Genomic DNA, 18,018 nt, shown 5'->3' on the forward strand with positions numbered 1-18,018 from the left:
AAATACGCGAAACGGGGTTGTTCTATCTTTAAATTTAATTACGCAACAAAGCCGTCCAAAACTGCTGGTGCGGATCAATGGTCTCCAATATTAATGCACACCCGAATTGGACTCCTTTCTTAGCCTTAACCAACCAGGCTAACCTTCATGCATGTTGGTCAGTGCCAATCATCTCTTCACATGGTCACGTATTGGGTACCTTCGCAATTTACAGTCAGTACATCTCTGAACCTCATGAGTTTGAACTTGAGATCTTAGAGTTATTGGCTTCTCTGTATTCAGTCGCGCTTGAGAAGTATGAGTTAGAGAATCAACTCAACTTTTTTGCCAATCGAGACTCTCTAACACACAGTTTGAATCGCCGAGCATTGCTGAGAGAAGCCGAGCAGGTGTTAACTAACCGCTGTTTTACTGAAAAAGTGATGGCATGCCTGTTTGTTGATGTCGATAAATTTAAGTCAATAAACGATACGTTTGGCCACAGCTTTGGTGATGATGTGTTGTTAGCCGTTGCAAAAGTGCTTGATGAGGCAACGACTGCCTGTGCGAAGATAGGGCGCTATGGGGGCGATGAGTTTGTCGTGTTCTCTTGCTTTGATGATCAAGAAAGTGTGCTGAACTTTTATCGAAGCTTAGAAAGAACCTTGGAACAAGCTCTCTATATCGATGGCACTCAGTTTTCTGTCAGCGTTGGACTTTCTTATGAGAAAGATCCTGAGTCATTGGAAGACTTGATCGCACAAGCTGATAAGAACATGTACCAAATCAAGCAAGCTAAGTCTCAGCGGTAGTAGATTGTAAAAAAGTAGTGAATTAGGAAATGCTAATGAGTGAAAATATCTGCCCTAAGTGCCAATCAGAGCTAGGTTGGGATGGAAAGTATCACTGTGAAAGTTGTCAGGCACACTTTACTAAGGTTGGTTTTTGCCCTGAGTGCAGCAGCCAACTTGAGAAGCTTCAAGCCTGTGGTGCAGCGAGCTATTTTTGTAATGGTGAGTGTAATGAGCTTAAATCTAAATCGAGAGTAAAGTTCGAGTTTCAGCCTGCTGAATAGACTTAAGCCGAATCGCTTAAACGACTATCTGTAATGTTATATCAGAGACTCAATACCAAAGTGTTGGGTCTTTTTGGTATCTAATGAACCTAGAGCTCGCTCTTGGCGACTCTTGTTGTCACTTGCGACTCAATCACACCGTCTTCAACTTGAGTGGTGATTACTTCGCCGACTTCGACGTCGTTAATCGATGACACGGTCTTGCTCGATGCTGAATGGGTAATGCTGTAGCCACGTTTTAGGGTTGCCAATGGACTTACTGTTTCTAACTTCTCGGCAGCCATGGCTAGTTGGTGGCGAGTAGTTAGTAATGTCTTGTCCATTGCATCCAATAGCTTTTGCTCTGAACGTTGTAGATGCAGTTTCTGTTCACCAAGGCGTTTCACTGGCGAGTTCAGCTGAAGTTGGTGCTGCTTACGTTCAACACGCTGCGCATGCAGCTTTAGGTATTGAGTCATACCACGACGCAAACGCATGTCTAAGTCATCAAGCTGCTGACTCTGCTTTTGTAGTTGGTAGCTCGGGTGTTGTTTCTCTAAGCGGTATTTCAACGTTTGAGTTGATTGCGCTTGTTTGATTAACACATGACGAATCGCACTTACTAAACGAGCACGTTTAGAGGTATAAGCTTGCTCTTTATGACTGTTGTCACGGCTAACCAATTCAGCGGCTGCTGATGGCGTTGGAGCTCGCATATCTGCGACGAAATCGGCGATAGTGACGTCAACTTCGTGGCCAACTGCGCTGATAATCGGGATCTGGCTTGCTGCAATGGTGCGAGCAACGATCTCGTTATTGAAGCACCATAAGTCTTCTAATGAACCGCCGCCACGACCCACGATCAACACATCACACTCATTGCGTTCGTTAGCTCGTCCAATCGCTTGAGCAATCTGAATTGCCGCCTCTTCGCCTTGAACCATGGTCGGGTAAACCACAACAGGCAATGAAGGATCGCGCCTTTTCAGTACATCAAGAATATCAAACAGCGCAGCGCCCGTTTTCGAGGTGATAACGCCAACGCGCTTTGGGTGTTCAGGAAGTGGTTGCTTGCTCGATTGAGCAAACAGGCCTTCTGCGGCAAGGTTCATCTTCAGCTTTTCAAACTCTTGCTGAAGCTTGCCGTCACCTTCTGGCTGCATGCTTTCGATGATCAGTTGATAATCACCGCGTGGCTCATAAAGAGACAGACGCGCTTTAACTAGCACTTGATTACCGTTCTGAGGCTTAAAAGTCACACGACGGTTATTGCCACGAAACATAGCGCACTTAACTTGAGCGCGAGAGTCTTTAAGCGTGAGGTACCAGTGACCAGAGACAGGTGCAGAGAAATTTGAGATTTCACCAACGAGCCAGACTATTCCCATTTCGTTTTCTAATAGGAGACGAACCTCTGAATTGAGGCGAGAAACAGTAAAGATGTTTGGATTGGTCATAGAAGCGCTATCTATCCTTGAAGGAAGGTCTTTCTCTTGGAATCTCACTGGGCGTGAGTATGGAAGATAGCGGCAATATAATACATAGCAAGGGGGTAAATGCAAATTAAAAGTATAAAAATGTGTAGCCAAGCGATTTCGTTGGCCGTATAATCCGTCCGCAATATCTAATCCAAATGCAGTTTGATTTTCCTTAATTGGCTGCCCTCATTAGGCGAAACGATGAGATTGGATTGTTTCTTTTTACTCCTATTATTGTGAGATATTGCAAATGCTAAGAATTGCCAAAGAAGCGCTGACATTCGACGACGTACTGCTAGTGCCAGCACACTCCACCGTTCTCCCTAATACAGCTGATCTTCGCACTCAGTTGACGAAGAATATTTCCCTAAACATCCCAATGATCTCTGCATCGATGGATACTGTGACAGAAGCTCGCCTAGCGATTGCACTGGCACAAGAAGGCGGAATAGGCTTCATTCATAAGAACATGTCTATTGAACAACAAGCTGAAATGGTTCGCCAGGTTAAAATTTACGAAGCAGGTGTAGTTTCTCACCCTGTTACTGTAAACCCTGACGCGACAATCGCTGATGTTGTAGCTCTTACTCAAAAACACGGTTTTGCCGGTTTCCCTGTTGTTACTGAAACAAACGAACTTGTTGGTATTATTACTGGCCGTGATGTTCGCTTTGTGACTGACCTTTCTAAGAAAGTTGATGTAGTAATGACGCCTAAAGCTCGTCTTGCTTCTGTTAAAGAAGGTGCAACTCGTGAAGAAGTTCAAGAGAAAATGCATGAAGCGCGTGTTGAAAAAGTTCTTGTTGTAAATGATGACTTCCAACTAACGGGAATGATCACTGCAAAAGATTTCCACAAAGCAGAACGTAAACCAAACGCTTGTAAAGATGAGCGCGGCAGCCTACGTGTAGGTGCAGCTGTTGGTGCTGGTGCTGGTAACGAAGAGCGCGTAGCTGCTCTAGTTGAAGCTGGCGTAGACGTTCTACTTATCGACTCTTCACACGGTCACTCTGAAGGCGTACTTAACCGTATCCGCGAAACTCGCGCTGCATACCCTGATCTACAAATCATCGGTGGTAACGTAGCAACTGGCGCTGGCGCTCGTGCTCTTATCGAAGCTGGTGTTAGTGCGGTTAAAGTAGGTATCGGCCCGGGTTCAATCTGTACGACTCGTATCGTTACTGGTGTTGGTGTTCCTCAAGTAACAGCAATCGCAGACGCGGCTGAAGTAGCTAACGAATACGGTATTCCAGTCATCGCAGATGGCGGCATTCGCTTCTCTGGCGATATCTGTAAAGCTATCGTTGCTGGCGCATCTTGTGTGATGGTTGGTTCAATGTTCGCAGGTACTGAAGAAGCTCCGGGTGAAGTTATCCTTTATAACGGTCGTTCTTACAAGTCTTACCGTGGTATGGGTTCTCTTGGCGCTATGTCTCAAGGTTCTTCTGACCGTTACTTCCAATCTGATAACGCTGCAGACAAGCTTGTTCCAGAAGGTATTGAAGGTCGTATCGCATACAAAGGTCGTCTAAAAGAGATCGTTCACCAACAGATGGGCGGTTTACGCTCAAGCATGGGCCTAACGGGTTCTGCAACTGTTGAAGACATGCGTACTAAAGCTGAGTTTGTTCGTATCTCTGGTGCGGGCATGAAAGAATCTCACGTACACGATGTTCAAATCACGAAAGAAGCACCTAACTACCGTTTAGGTTAATAATACGTCCAAACGTTTGAATAATGTGCTGATTTAGTCGGCACATTAATATACCAATCGTAGTAAATAACTGATCATCCTAGCTTGTTAAAAACCTCGATAACTTCGTTAGAATTTTTGATTGTAGAATAACTACTTATCAGAACTCTTTGTTGAATAGAGCAGCCTTGTTCTCAAGCTTTTTTCCAGCGCTACTACTGAACACTTACTTACTGTGATTGGTATTATATCTACCGCCTGTTTTGCAGAAAGTCTGATTTTCTCAAAACACGAGGTTACAGATAACCAACGAAAACGTTTGCTTTATTTCTTGAAGAGTTAATCAGAGGTGAGTAAACTCGCCTCCGTTTTATCACATAGCCAATAAGACTGCTTACAATGACTAAAAATATTCATGACCAACGTATTCTAATTCTGGACTTCGGTTCTCAATACACACAGCTAGTAGCTCGTCGTATTCGTGAGATCGGTGTTTACTGTGAACTTTGGAGCTGGGACGTAGAAGAAGCGGATATTCGTGAATTCAATCCAGACGGTATCATCCTATCTGGTGGCCCTGAAAGTGTAACGGAAGAGAATTCTCCACGTGCACCTCAGTACGTATTTGATTCAGGTGTTCCTGTCTTCGGTATCTGCTACGGCATGCAAACTATGGCTGAGCAACTTGGCGGTAAAGTAGCAACATCTACTGAGCGCGAGTTCGGCTACGCGGCTGTACAAGTGACGGGTGAATCTGCACTTTTCGCCGACCTTGAGACAACTCAAGATGTTTGGATGAGCCACGGTGACAAAGTGGTTGAAATCCCTGCTGATTTCACAAAAATCGCAGAGACAGATACTTGCCCATACGCTGCAATGGCAAACGAAGAGAAGAAATACTACGGTGTTCAATTCCACCCAGAAGTAACGCACACTAAAAACGGCCTAAAAATGCTTGAGAACTTCGTTCTTAACGCGTGTGGTTGTGAAGGTCTGTGGACTTCAGCATCTATCATTGAAGATGCAGTTGCACGTATTAAAGAGCAAGTAGGTGACGACGAAGTTATCCTTGGTCTTTCTGGTGGTGTTGATTCATCAGTCGTAGCAATGCTTGCTCACCGCGCTATCGGCGACAAACTGACATGTGTATTTGTAGATAACGGCCTTCTTCGTTTAAACGAAGGTGAGCAGGTTATGGAGATGTTTGGTGACCAATTCGGCCTAAACATCATTAAAGTTGATGCGGAAGATCGTTTCCTTGACGCTCTGGAAGGCGAAGCTGAACCAGAAGCGAAACGTAAGATCATCGGTCACGTATTCGTAGATATCTTCGACGAAGAGTCTAAGAAACTGAAGAATGCTAAATGGCTTGCTCAGGGTACTATCTACCCAGACGTAATCGAGTCTGCAGCATCTAAGACAGGTAAAGCACACGTAATCAAATCTCACCACAACGTTGGTGGCCTTCCTGATGATATGGAAATGGGCCTTGTTGAGCCTCTACGTGAGCTGTTTAAAGATGAAGTACGTAAGATCGGCCTAGAGCTTGGTCTTCCATACAACATGCTTTACCGCCACCCATTCCCAGGTCCAGGTCTAGGTGTTCGTGTACTTGGTGAAGTGAAGAAAGAGTACTGTGACTTACTGCGTCGTGCTGATGCTATCTTCATTGAAGAGCTTCACGCTGCTGACCTTTACCACAAAGTATCTCAAGCATTCACGGTATTCCTACCAGTACGTTCAGTTGGCGTAATGGGCGATGGCCGTAAGTACGATTGGGTTGTATCTCTACGTGCAGTAGAAACTATCGACTTCATGACTGCTCACTGGGCACACCTACCATACGACTTCCTAGGTAAGGTATCTAACCGTATTATCAACGAAGTTAACGGCATTTCACGTGTTGTTTACGATATTTCTGGTAAGCCACCAGCAACTATCGAGTGGGAATAATCTCTTAGAGATTTAACCAGTTTTGATTAAGATCTTAAGCCTCGAACTTTGTTCGAGGCTTTTTCTTTTTATTTAGGAGATTAAGGACTTACATCTACAACGAGAAACCAAATCCGTTGGAAGTTAGATATCACCTCAAGAAACAATGAGACGTTTTGTTGTGTTGAAGGATACATAAAAGTGTCACTCGCACTTTTTATAAATTCACATGGTAACGACTGGCTCATTTCCCATGCGCCGCATACTCTTTGATGGACTTATTAAGGACAGATAAGAGAATCCATCATGTTAAAAATCAAATATTTGGCGACAGTAGTTGGCTGCACTTTAGCTGCACACAGTTACGCGTCTTTGAACATTCAACCTGATCCGCAAAACCCGAATGGCTACCTTGTTGAAAAGTCGGCATTACAAGCTGCTGAACAAGCGAAAACATCCGATCCTATGTATGCGATCTGGTCACAAGCATTACAAACTCGTCCCAATAGTATTGTTGAAGCGATTGAGCCGGGTTTAGCCTCGAATCCTGAAAACGTGAAACGAGTCGAGCGTGTATTTCCTCAATCTGAATGGGACTTCCTCACTCAGATGGCAGCACCAGAGTACACTTATACTCGCTTCTTACGCGCGATTGGAAAATTCCCAGCCTTCTGTGGAGAGTACACTGATGGTCGAGATTCAGACGCCATCTGTAAAAAATCCATCATCACGGCCTTTGCTCATTTCGCTCAAGAAACAGGTGGGCACATCGCAATAGATAACACCTCTGATAACCCATTAGCTCTAGAAGAGTGGCAGCAAGCGCTGGTGCATGTTCGTGAAATGGGTTGGTCTGAAGGCCAAGAGGGTTACACCACCGGTTGTGGCCAGAACGATTGGCAGAATGCACGATGGCCATGTGCGGCAGGTCAGGGTTATTTTGGACGTGGTGCTAAACAGCTTTCTTACCATTTTAACTACGGTGCGTTCTCGGAAGTGATGTTCGATGGTGATGCGACGGTTCTATTGAATAACCCAGGTTTGGTTGCTGATTCATGGTTGAACTTGGCTTCTGCTATCTGGTTCTTCCTTACACCTCAAGCTCCTAAACCTGCCATGCTGCACGTTATTGACCGCACTTGGACTCCCTCTCAACGTGAGTTGGATGCGGGAATTGGCTATGGGTTTGGTACCACAATCAACGTAATTAATGGTGGTATCGAGTGTGGTGAGCAGAACAAAGACAAAGGCCAACCAGTTAACCGAATTCGTTATTGGGAAGGGTTAGCTGCGCATTATCTGATCCCTGTAGAAGCGGATGAAGCCAATACATGTTGGCAGCAAACGCCTTACGGAAGCTTGAACCTCAACGGTGCAACCGATGTGTTGTACACCAACTGGGATGGTAACTGGAAATACTACGCAGACCGCCCAGAAGGATATTCATTTGAGTGTGAGCTTGTTGGTTTCCAAACCGCTTATTCAGCCTTGGTAGCCGGAGATTATGAGAAGTGTGTGACCAATTTTTATGGATCACATGCGAGCTGGCCTGAAGTAAAAGTGGTCGATAAGCTTGAACCGGTTGACCCTGGTACTAACCCCGGAGGTAACGGTTGGAATGCGAGTAAAGTTTACAATGCTGGCGACCAAGTCACTCACAACGGCGCGACCTACGAAGCGAAATGGTGGACTCAAGGAGATGAGCCTGCCAATGGTGGCCCTTGGAAATTAGTAGCGGGTGAGCCAACACCACCCGTAGTGACAGATCCATCGCCAGTTGTCCCTGCACCTGTCGATCCTGCTCCGGTAGACCCAACACCGGTTGAACCACCTGTGACTGAGCCGCCTGTCGTTGTTGATCCATCGGTGTTTATCACATGGCAAGCGGGTGTTAGCCAAGTGAGCAATGGCGACAAGGTGACACATAATGGCAAGTGCTTCGTAGCTAAAAACGGTCCGGGTGTCTGGGAAAGCCCTGTTCAATCGAACTGGTTCTGGGATGAAATTAGCTGTAAATAATTAAACTAAGCAAGCCTCTGTTATAAGAGGCTTGCTTGTTCAGTGACAGTTATACGACACTTCCCTTACTTTCTATTACAGTAGTGCTTTCCATTTATCGATAAACTGTGTTCGTGAATAATTTGATTACAGGACAATTAAAATGAAGTTAAAGCTATCTATTCTTGCGTTATTGGTAACTGGAGTTACTGGGTGTAACAGTACGCCGCAGTCAGGTCTCGAGCAAAGTTTGGGCTGGGGTAATTATGGCAGTTTGAGTTTTGAAACGAGCTCTGAAGGTATTGTTGCTCAGCGTTATCAAGTATTAAAAAGTCCTGTAGGCCAAATCACGTCTATAGAGGAGCAAGGTAACCAAATTCATGTTATTCAAACACTTGAAGGCGCTTTAATTAAAGGTGTCGATAGTACAGGCATTATGAATTACGAAGGCTGTATGGAGTCTGTTGGGGAAGTTGATGCTGCTGTTAATGCATACCCGTCAATCGTTCAATTCTTATTAAAGCAAGCTGCGCCTCAAGGTCCTAATTCTGTATCAACATCATTACCTTTCACTGTCTCAGAGTCAGCCAATAACGCTCAAATTTACATTGGTGAAGCAACTTCTGTAGAAATTGAAGGTGAAAGCTATCCTATCGGTCCTATGATCGAACTTTCTGCGCCGTGGGGGGCATCTGGCCAAATCACATCTGTAGATGCGACAACCTTTGAATTTTCATATTTTACGACCAACGATGGCCACAAAGATACGGTTGATATCCGTGGTGCATGGAGCCAAAGTATGGGCCCAATGGATAAGTTTAACCAAGAACCTTCGGGAGAGTGGTTAGCGTGTGTAAAGCCCGAGGTTCAAGCGGTCTTGATGGAACAAAGCCCTAAACGAGTTGGCGAGATACTTGAAATCATCACGAAAGCCGAACTGGCGAACGATGCAATCTAAGATTGCGATTTAGCGATCTATCTTTTTATGCCGTTCGGATTAAAATTTGTGTACAAATTTTATTAACTTTTTTTAAAGGCGCGCAAAATGTCAACAAAACTGGCGAACCCGGCACCACTTGGCCTAATGGGTTTCGGTATGACTACTATACTTCTTAATATCCATAACGCAGGTTTCTTTCCAATCGATTCAATGATTCTTGCTATGGGTATTTTTTACGGTGGTCTAAGCCAAGTTATCGTGGGCACAATGTGTTTCAAACGTGGTGACACGTTCGGTACAACTGCGTTTACTTCTTACGGTCTATTCTGGTTATCTTTGGTTGGTTTAATCGTAATGCCTTACATGGGCCTACCAGCAAGTCCAGCAGCGTTTATGGGTTGGTACCTACTACTATGGGGCATCTTCACTGGCTTCATGTTCATTGGTTCTCTATGCTACCCAGTAGCGAAACAAGTAGTATTTGGTTCACTTACTATTTTGTTCTTCCTACTTGCCGCTCGTGATTTCACTGGCAGCGAACTGATCGGTACTATCGCTGGTTTTGAAGGTATCTTCTGTGGTGCGTCAGCTATCTACTTTGCAATGGCACAAGTAATCAACAACGAATATGGCCGCACAGTACTGCCAATCGGTGAGAAAAAAGCGCCTCAAATGGCAACACAAGAAATCGCAGCTTAACGCTCTAGCTTGGGAACAGTTAGTTTGTTATAAGCAGTCAGTTCGTTATAAGTAATGAGCTCGTTATAAACTGCGATTTTTATGAACAAAACAAAAGGGGTTAGCCGAAATGGCTAACCCCTTTTTTATGCGTTATTAATAGCGCGAGTTAAAGCGATCTATTTGCTAAGGTAAGCTTAAGCTGAAGGTTGCTCTACAGGTTTACTGTCTGCAACTTCAGATTCAGGAGACTTACCTGTTTTACGCTTGTACTTCTCTTCCCAGTAAGTTGCACCTTTAATGCCTAGTTTTACAGGGTTGAATGTGTACTCAGTCACACCTTGTTTCTGTTGTTCTTCGTAGTCTGCTAAAGCCTTAAGCGCAGGCTTAGACATGAAGAAGATGATCAGAATACCAACGATGTTTAACCATGCCATCAAACCAACACCCACATCACCCATTGCCCATGCAAGGTTTGCTGTTTTAACGGTGCCATAGAAAACGGCACTAATAAGAACAAGCTTAAGTACGAACATCATGCCAGGGATCTTGATGGTACGACGTAGGTAAGCAATATTCGTTTCTGCGATGTAGTAGTAAGCAAGAATCGTTGTAAATGCGAAGAAGAACAGAGCAAATGCGATGAACGGCTTACCAATGCCTGGCAGTGCACTTTCAATAGCAAGCTGTGTAAATACGGGACCATTCGCACCGATGTTTGCTGCTAGGTTCTGAACAAGGAATACACCTTCAGCGCCGCCGTGAACGTTGTAGGCACCAGTGATGATGATCATGAACGCTGTAGCAGAACATACTAGAAGAGTATCAATGTAGATAGAGAACGCTTGAACCAAACCTTGCTGAGCTGGGTGATCAACACTTGCCGCGGCTGCCGCGTGAGGACCCGTACCTTGACCTGCTTCGTTTGAGTAAACACCACGTTTAACACCCCAACCGATTGCAGCACCAAAGCCTGCCATAGGAGTGAATGCATCCCCCAGAATCATTCCGAAAACAACAGGAACTTGGCTGATGTTTAGTAGGATGATAACGAATGCGATGATGATGTAAGCCAACGCCATGAATGGAACGACAATTTGTGTGAAGTTCGCGATACGTTTAACACCACCAAAGATGATGAAAGCAAGGATGATAGCAACAACAGTACCAGTGAAAATTTTAGCGAAACTGAATGTACCGATAGCTGTTTCAATCATATCACCTGAGCCAAACGCAGCTTCTACAGCATTACCTATACTGTTTGACTGAACACCTGGAAGCAAAATACCACATGCAAAAATAGTCGCGATAGCGAAGATCCATGCGTACCACTTCTGACCCATTGCTTTTTCAATGTAGTAAGCCGGACCACCACGGAACTGGCCTTCATCTTCTTCTTTATAGATTTGCGCCAGCGTAGATTCTGCGTAAGCAGTCGCCGCGCCAAAGAAAGCTACCACCCACATCCAGAATACTGCACCTGGGCCACCGAAACCGATAGCGGCAGCAACACCTGCAATGTTACCTGTACCTACACGGCCAGATAGCGAAACGGCAAGAGCTTGGAAAGACGAGATGCCTTTTGATGAGCTTTTACCCGAAAGTAGCAAGCGCCACATTTCAAAGAAGTGACGGATTTGAACAAATCGAGTCATGATGGAGTAGAACAAACCTGCACCTAAACATAGGTAGATAAGTACTGGGCTCCAGATTATTCCATTCAAAAAATCAACGAACGACTGCATGAGTATTTTCCCTGTTAGTTTTGCTTATGATTGTTTTTCGAACAACACAATACTTCACTTGTAACCCGAGTGTTAAATTATTTAACTGCGCATTAGGATTACTGTGACATAAAGCAAGTTATAGAGGGTGTTTGTTAATGCTTAGTGCTAATTCGATAATCGTTCCATTTAACTCATTATGCAATAGGTTGTTTCGTCTGGTGTTTTGCAAGGTGAATAAATAGTGATTAATACAAAAGGGGAGCTTTAGGTGTGCACAAGAGACTAAATTGCGTAAAACAGCGGTGAAAATTGCTTAGCATGAACGGCTGATATAGGAGTGGTGAGATGAATTTGATTGGAATATATCACCTGCATCGAGTGATCTCGCAGGCCTAAGAAACTGTGCCTTTGAAGGCTCGATAATTCTGGCCTTCATGTTTACTGAGTGAAAGTAGCTAGTTTGATGCCTGTTTCAAACAACCACGAACCCTCGCGCCTGTAATTCTTTAGCGAACTCAGACTGAGTATTTGGCTCACCGTGAATCAAATGCACCTCTTTTGGTGGAGTCGCTATGCCCTCTATAAATCGATTGAGATCCTCTTTATCGGCATGAGCAGAATAGCCAGACATGCCATGAATTTGAGCATTAACCTCAACGTCTTTGTTATCAATAGAAACTTGCATTTCGCCTTGTTGCAGCTCTCGTCCGAGCGTTCCGTGTGCTTGATAGCCCGCTAAAATCACATCCGTCCGTTTATCGGGAAGCAAAGCGGATAAGTAGTTCATTATCCTGCCGCCCTGACACATTCCAGAAGCTGCGACCACAATCGCGGGTTCACCTGTCGACTTGAGGCGATTCACGATTTTCTTGTGCATTCTATGTCCATCAACCGTAATGCACTGCTCAAAAGCGAGTGGGTGACGTTTCAGTTCAAGACGCTGCTTTGCTTCTTGCCCCCATAACTCTTTAAAGCGTCGGTAGGATCGTGTCACCTTTTCTGCCATAGGCGAATCGAGGATGATAGGAATATCGCTGCTGAGTTGATGCTCAAAGATCAACTGTTCGATATCAAATAGCAGTTCCTGTGTTCGACCTATGCTAAAAGCCGGAATTAGAATAACGCCGCCATCAAGTAACGAACGATCAATGATTGCTTTGAGGCGTTCAGAGCGTGAAGCAATATCGTCGTGCGTGCTAGTGCCGTAAGTCGACTCAATAAACAGATAGTCGGCTTGTTGTGGTGGTTTAGGATCCGGCAGCAGTGGCGTGTTACTAGGGCCCAAGTCGCCTGAAAAGACCACTACTTCTTGGTTGGGTAACTTAATCTCTATATAGGCCGAACCTAAGATATGCCCTGCAGGTTGAAAACGAGCATGTAGAGTATTTGGCCTATGGTGATCCTTTCCGTCGTTTTGCTGTTTAGAGACAATTGGAAACCATTCCCCATAAGGCTTAGGAGCAATCAACGAATGAATTTTTTTAAGGATGAGTTTGGATTGTTTATGACTGAGCCCTTGCCGTTTTAGGCCGTCTTCAATCATTAAAGGGGCGAGTTCAGCTGTCGCCTGAGTACAATAAATTGGTTGGTTAAAGCTACTGGCGAGTAACCAAGGTAATCGACCAATATGATCAATGTGAGTGTGGGTCAGCAGAAGAGCATTGAGGTGGGAAGTTTCAAACTCAATATCGAGAGGGCGAGTGTCTTCACCTTGAAGCTTTTTACCTTGAAGATCTAAACCTTGAAACAAGCCACAATCGATGAGCACCGCTTGGCCTGAATCTCTTAGCTCGTGACAAGATCCTGTGACGGTATGTTTGCCGCCATGGTGAATCACTTTCATCGTTTACTCCCATTGCTCTATAAAGCTATTAACGCCTGTTTTTATTTTGCGGATAAGCGCCAGCAAGTAAAACAAGAACAATGAGAGTTGCGATCGTTGAGTATCTTTTTAAGTAACTGAGCAATGACTCTGTGGGTTCGTTGCGAGTTGGTTCTTGTTCCTTCTGTGACTACTGTTAGCGCACGGAAGAACCGTCTGAATCCAGTTCTGGGTTTTGTTGCGCCTCTAAACGAGCCACTTCGGCATCAAGCTCTGCTATTTTTTCAGCCATCAAGGCATGGCAGCGATTCGCTAACTCTCTTGCGTCGCTGAGCTTGTATCCAGAGACATCTATAGGCTCCAGCATCTCGGTGATCACAATGCCATTATTAACTCGGTTGAGGTTAATTTTATTGTGCGTGGTACTGGTACACATCGGGGTGATAGGCACACTCGCCTCAATCGCCATTCGGAAAGCGCCCGTTTTGAATGGCAGTAGTCCACGCCCTTTACTGCGCGTTCCTTCAGGGTAAACCCAAACAGACAGATCTCGCTGGTGAATCGCTTCCGCCACTTGCTTGATGGTATCGCGTGCTTTGGACTTGTTTTCGCGGTTAATTAAAATATTACCGGTGATCCAATACAGCAGGCCAAAGAAGGGCACGTACAACAAATCGCGCTTACCTAAAGAAACCGTGCGAGGCCTTAACATCCCTGGGGCGGTCACAAAGTCCAACACGCTTTGGTGGTTAGATATGTAGACGCTCTTTTCTGGTGTCGGCGCATTATCTAGGCCTCTCTGTAGGATCTTTACCCCAACGAGTTTTTGTAATTGGTTGAACCAACGGCAAAAAACGTACACATGCTTTGGGTTTTTGGGGCTAAACAAGCAGTAACCAAAAGCACATAGAGTGGTGAAAATAATAAACACCGTCGCCAAAATAATACGAAGAACAGCAAGCACAATTCACTCCTTACTCACGACAAGATTGCAGTGATTAAATAGTTTTAGATGCTTGAAGTTTTCACTCTATTTAACCGAATTGCAACAATTAACTGTTTTAGGGGGCTGTTTTTAGATCTTTATATAAAACAAGGACTAACGATGGGTGTTTGACGCAGTTATCGAGCTTACACGTGTTCACCAGTAGGTAGGCATGTTCACCAATACTGTTTATTTGGATCCGACTTTTCTACCCATTCAGGATCTTGGCGTGATTCTAAATAGAGCCGTAGGCCGTTATAAGACATGAAAGCAGCAGGGCCACCAAGATGTTCGAAATAGTCAAAATAATCATCTTCGAGTGCGCAAAGGTGAGCTAAATCTATAACGTTATTCATCATTGCCCATTGAATAGCGAAAACCGGAGCCGTCGAACCTGAAATGCTGACCTCTTCGACATTTGGGTTGAACAGTGAATTGGCTTGCTCAAGCTGTATCTCTTCTTGTTCAGACTCCTGCTGTAACACCTCTTCGATGATCTCTGAACGTTTGGTATTAGAGACATTCTTGTTCAGCTTGGCGATTCGAAGTGCGTAGCTAAAACGGTCTGTTGAAACAATGTCGACAAGCTGCGACAACAGCTCTTTGTCTACGCCCGCAGCCTTGGTGAAATAGTCGATACATGAATTGATTGATGCGTAACGAGTACCGTCAAACTCAAAGCCACTGGTTTCGTCGTATACCTCAAGTGGGATGTCATCAACCGACAAAGGCCAGCCTCTATAATCGACTCGTTGTTTGGCTATTTGATACATTTTCCAAGCACTACGGCCAAATCCGCCAAGCGTCGAGCCTGAAAAATCAGAATCAATAAGCTCTTGTTCCGTCCAGTTTTCACCGATGCCTAGGTGCTTTGCGTACTTATCGATGAGTGCGTGTTTTATCTGATCGCGCACCGCCCAAATTGAAGTCAGACTCTTGGAATAGTTAATTCTCGCACACTCCTTGCAAGCCGGCAGTGCTATCGGTGAATAGTCTATCTTGGCAATAGCTTGTGCAGTCTTAGGGAATTCAACAACATCATTGGAAGGTTCACCACAAAACCAACAGGTGTGGCGCAGGTTGAACGGGGTATCTATGTGTGAGTATGTGGTCATTAGTCTTTATCAGCTAGGTACTTGAGGCGAGTTAATCATCTTCAAACAATTATCTCTGTTCGCACGTCAGCTTGCACCTTGTTTGTTTTTGTTTTGCTGACGAAACTGATTCGTGATGTGACTCGCCTGACGATCTCATTAGGTGGATATTGATATAAAACAGTCACTAACGATAAATATTGATTGGTGTGGCTGAACTTACATGACTTGCTAGCAATCGCCTAAGCTCCCCATTACTATTGAGATAGACTCCTAACCCCAATAGCGCATATGTCCTCATCGATTCCTTTTTACGATAAAAATGCTCACACACTTTGTGAACAGTACAACTCAGTGACGTTCGAGACGGTACATAAAAGCTGGCAAGCTTATTGGCCTTTAGAGGGCGATAAAGTACTAGATGTTGGTGCAGGAAGTGGTCGTGATGCGCTATGGATGCACAAAGCCGGAGCTGATGTTATTGCGATAGAACCAAGTGCTTCATTACGCGAACAAGGCTCGAAATATACAAGCCCAAGTGTTAGCTGGATTGATGATTCACTTCCCTCGCTTAGCCGCACTGAAAACCTCGGAATACGTTTTGATTTGATATTGGTGAGCGCGGTTTGGATGCATCTTGCTCCGTCTCATCGAGAGCGTGCATTTAGAAAGTTGTCTAACTTGCTGGCTCCAAATGGCAAGTTGGTGATTACTTTGCGTCATGGGGAGTTTAAAGACAGTCGACAAGGCTATGAAGTCTCAGTTGAAGAGCTCGAGCGTTTATCAAAAAACAGCGCCTTGTTGGTTCGTCATGTTGATGATAGCCAAGATACATTGAACCGCAGTGAAGTGTGGTGGCAAACCGTGGTGATGACATTACCAGATGATGGCTCCGGCGACTTGAACAAGGTGCGCCACATTATTGTGAATGACAACAAGTCGGCCACATACAAGTTGGCTTTGTTGAGAACGTTACTGCGAATTGCGGATGCTCATTCAGGCGCTGTGATTGATCGAACTGATGGGAAAATTTCTCTACCAGTGGGCTTAGTTGCTCTGTATTGGGTAAGGCAGTTTAAGCGTTTGATTGATATCGATATAGAAGGCGCTGGGATTCAGCAAAATAGCAACACGAGTAAAGGCCTCGGATTTGTAAAAGAGGATGGTTGGAATAAACTCAAACACCTCAGTGCTGATGATCTAGCGATAGGCACTATGTTTCTCGGCGATGAAGCCAAGGCACTACAGAAGCTGTTTTCACAAACGATCAGCACCATTAAATCAGGGCCTGTGACTTTTATTTATCAAGGCTCGAAAGACAACCGACTATTCGATATATACCCACCTCAGAAACGACGGAAGAGCCGAGAATCACTGGTCATTGATAGTGAGTTCTTAGAAAGCTTTGGCTATTTCACTCTCGATGAAAGCCTGTGGGAGTGCTTTAGAATCTACCACTCTTGGATTGAACCGCTGGTGGTGAATCAATGGGTCATGGAGATGCAGCGTTTCGAGTTGAACCGACAGCGAAGTATCTCACTACAGACGTATCACGACTGCTTGGTATGGATCGATCAAAACCACGATACTCGCGATGTGCGTAAACGTGTCGAACAACTTAGATCTGAACGTGCCGATATTGTCAGTGTCTGGAGTGGAAAATCATTAAAAAATGAGTATCACGTTGATCACTGCTTGCCTTTTGCTTATTGGCCGAATAACGACAAGTGGAACCTCTTTCCGACCACAAGCAAAGAGAACCTAAGCAAAAGTGACAAAGTTCCTACGGCTGAAAAACTTCGAGCGTCTAAGTTTCGTATTCTCGAATGGTGGCAATTGGCGTGGAACGATTCGGCTCATTTTGAACAACAATTCTTTTCTGAAGCAGCACTTTCTCTACCCAATATTCCACCACAGTGTCGAGACTTCGAAGAGGTGTTCGATGCAATGGGTTTACAGGTACGTGGCGTGAAAAGCAGACTGTTAATTAATGAGTGGCACTGATCATTAAGTGGCTAGTTATCCCAAATAGCCCTCAACAAACTAATCATCGAGAACACAATGAAATACATCGGAATTGATGGCTGCAAGGCAGGTTGGATCGCTTGGATTGTCTCTGGCAATGAGCCACCTGAGTTCAAGGTGGTAAAGACCCTAGATGAGTTGCTTGACGATCTTACGGGAGCAACAACGTTAATCGATATGCCTATTGGTTTTAGCGATTCACAGACTCCGGATAGATTATGCGATAAAGCAGCAAGGCGCTTTCTCACCAGTAAGCGTGGCTCTTCCGTTTTTCCTGTTCCGTGCCGAGAGGCGGTTTACCAAACCGATTACATTGCGGGATGTAATGCCAATGTGGAGCAGCTTGATAAGAAGTTTTCTAAACAGACTTGGGGAATTGTGCCCAAGATCCGCGAGCTTGATGAGCTCATTGAAACTCATCCCAATCTTTCTATCAGGGAATCACATCCTGAAGTTGTGTTTGCAGCATTGAAAGGTGAACCGCTGACGTTTTCAAAACGAACACAAGAAGGCAAAGAGGAAAGGCTTTCTATTATTCAGCAACTTGCCCCTCAGTGGTGTGATCTGCTCCAGTCAGACTGGACACTTAGCTAAGCGACATTTCGCTTTTCAA

At 44.8% G+C, this 18,018-nt stretch carries 12 protein-coding genes and 2 pseudogenes; 9 read left to right on the forward strand and 5 right to left on the reverse strand.

Going from position 1 to position 18,018, the window contains the following annotated elements; genetic code table 11:
* Nucleotides 1–77: 77 nt before the first annotated feature.
* Both AB6D07_RS20925 and AB6D07_RS20930 read left to right on the forward strand, forming a co-directional pair.
* A pseudogene (locus tag AB6D07_RS20925) lies at nt 78–791 on the forward strand (diguanylate cyclase); the annotation flags it as partial.
* 35 nt (nt 792–826) lie between these two features.
* A complete protein-coding gene (locus AB6D07_RS20930) occupies nt 827–1,054 on the forward strand; it encodes a zinc ribbon domain-containing protein (protein WP_017099592.1) in 228 nt (75 codons plus the stop codon).
* Nucleotides 1,055–1,143: 89 nt separating this feature from the next.
* Here AB6D07_RS20930 and xseA read toward each other — a convergent pair whose 3' ends face one another.
* Nucleotides 1,144–2,490, reverse strand: a complete 1,347-nt coding sequence (xseA, locus tag AB6D07_RS20935) for an exodeoxyribonuclease VII large subunit (protein ID WP_029222941.1) — start codon at nt 2,488–2,490, stop codon at nt 1,144–1,146.
* Nucleotides 2,491–2,761: 271 nt separating this feature from the next.
* Between xseA and guaB the strand changes: the two genes are divergently transcribed.
* The 5 genes from guaB (at nt 2,762) to AB6D07_RS20960 (ending at nt 9,773) form a co-directional block, all read left to right on the forward strand.
* Nucleotides 2,762–4,225 (forward strand): IMP dehydrogenase, encoded by a 1,464-nt coding sequence (gene guaB / locus AB6D07_RS20940; RefSeq protein ID WP_010440594.1) that lies wholly within the window; start codon nt 2,762–2,764, stop codon nt 4,223–4,225.
* A 378-nt stretch (nt 4,226–4,603) separates the two neighbouring features.
* On the forward strand, nt 4,604–6,157 hold the full coding sequence (gene guaA, locus AB6D07_RS20945; protein WP_012603320.1) for a glutamine-hydrolyzing GMP synthase: 1,554 nt from the start codon (nt 4,604–4,606) through the stop codon (nt 6,155–6,157).
* A 285-nt stretch (nt 6,158–6,442) separates the two neighbouring features.
* Nucleotides 6,443–8,155 carry a chitinase gene (locus tag AB6D07_RS20950; protein WP_017103104.1) on the forward strand — a complete coding sequence of 571 codons (1,713 nt, stop codon included), beginning with the start codon at nt 6,443–6,445 and terminating at the stop codon, nt 8,153–8,155.
* A 142-nt stretch (nt 8,156–8,297) separates the two neighbouring features.
* The gene (locus tag AB6D07_RS20955; RefSeq protein WP_017098063.1) at nt 8,298–9,092 is read left to right on the forward strand and encodes a hypothetical protein; all 795 of its coding nucleotides are present in this window, start codon (nt 8,298–8,300) and stop codon (nt 9,090–9,092) included.
* Between the two features lie 87 nt (nt 9,093–9,179).
* Nucleotides 9,180–9,773 carry an acetate uptake transporter gene (locus tag AB6D07_RS20960; protein ID WP_010440610.1) on the forward strand — a complete coding sequence of 198 codons (594 nt, stop codon included), beginning with the start codon at nt 9,180–9,182 and terminating at the stop codon, nt 9,771–9,773.
* 176 nt (nt 9,774–9,949) lie between these two features.
* Here AB6D07_RS20960 and AB6D07_RS20965 read toward each other — a convergent pair whose 3' ends face one another.
* The 4 genes from AB6D07_RS20965 to AB6D07_RS20980 all read right to left on the reverse strand — a co-directional run bounded on the left by AB6D07_RS20965 (nt 9,950) and on the right by AB6D07_RS20980 (nt 15,401).
* Nucleotides 9,950–11,497, reverse strand: a complete 1,548-nt coding sequence (locus AB6D07_RS20965; protein ID WP_009848307.1) for a sodium:alanine symporter family protein — start codon at nt 11,495–11,497, stop codon at nt 9,950–9,952.
* Between the two features lie 454 nt (nt 11,498–11,951).
* On the reverse strand, nt 11,952–13,322 hold the full coding sequence (locus tag AB6D07_RS20970; protein ID WP_017103103.1) for an MBL fold metallo-hydrolase: 1,371 nt from the start codon (nt 13,320–13,322) through the stop codon (nt 11,952–11,954).
* A gap of 175 nt (nt 13,323–13,497) precedes the next feature.
* Nucleotides 13,498–14,265, reverse strand: a complete 768-nt coding sequence (locus AB6D07_RS20975) for a 1-acylglycerol-3-phosphate O-acyltransferase (protein WP_017103102.1) — start codon at nt 14,263–14,265, stop codon at nt 13,498–13,500.
* A 197-nt stretch (nt 14,266–14,462) separates the two neighbouring features.
* On the reverse strand, nt 14,463–15,401 hold the full coding sequence (locus AB6D07_RS20980; protein WP_017103101.1) for a hypothetical protein: 939 nt from the start codon (nt 15,399–15,401) through the stop codon (nt 14,463–14,465).
* A gap of 270 nt (nt 15,402–15,671) precedes the next feature.
* Here AB6D07_RS20980 and AB6D07_RS20985 point away from each other — a divergent pair, with 270 nt between their 5' ends.
* Both AB6D07_RS20985 and AB6D07_RS20990 read left to right on the forward strand, forming a co-directional pair.
* On the forward strand, nt 15,672–17,384 hold the full coding sequence (locus tag AB6D07_RS20985; protein ID WP_017098059.1) for a bifunctional 2-polyprenyl-6-hydroxyphenol methylase/3-demethylubiquinol 3-O-methyltransferase UbiG: 1,713 nt from the start codon (nt 15,672–15,674) through the stop codon (nt 17,382–17,384).
* A 57-nt stretch (nt 17,385–17,441) separates the two neighbouring features.
* Nucleotides 17,442–17,969 (forward strand): annotated as a pseudogene (locus tag AB6D07_RS20990) (DUF429 domain-containing protein); the annotation flags it as partial.
* Nucleotides 17,970–18,018: the final 49 nt, after the last annotated feature.

Origin of the sequence: Vibrio sp. 10N.239.312.C11, from assembly GCF_041466065.1 — a bacterium.
Lineage (GTDB): Bacteria > Pseudomonadota > Gammaproteobacteria > Enterobacterales > Vibrionaceae > Vibrio > Vibrio tasmaniensis_A.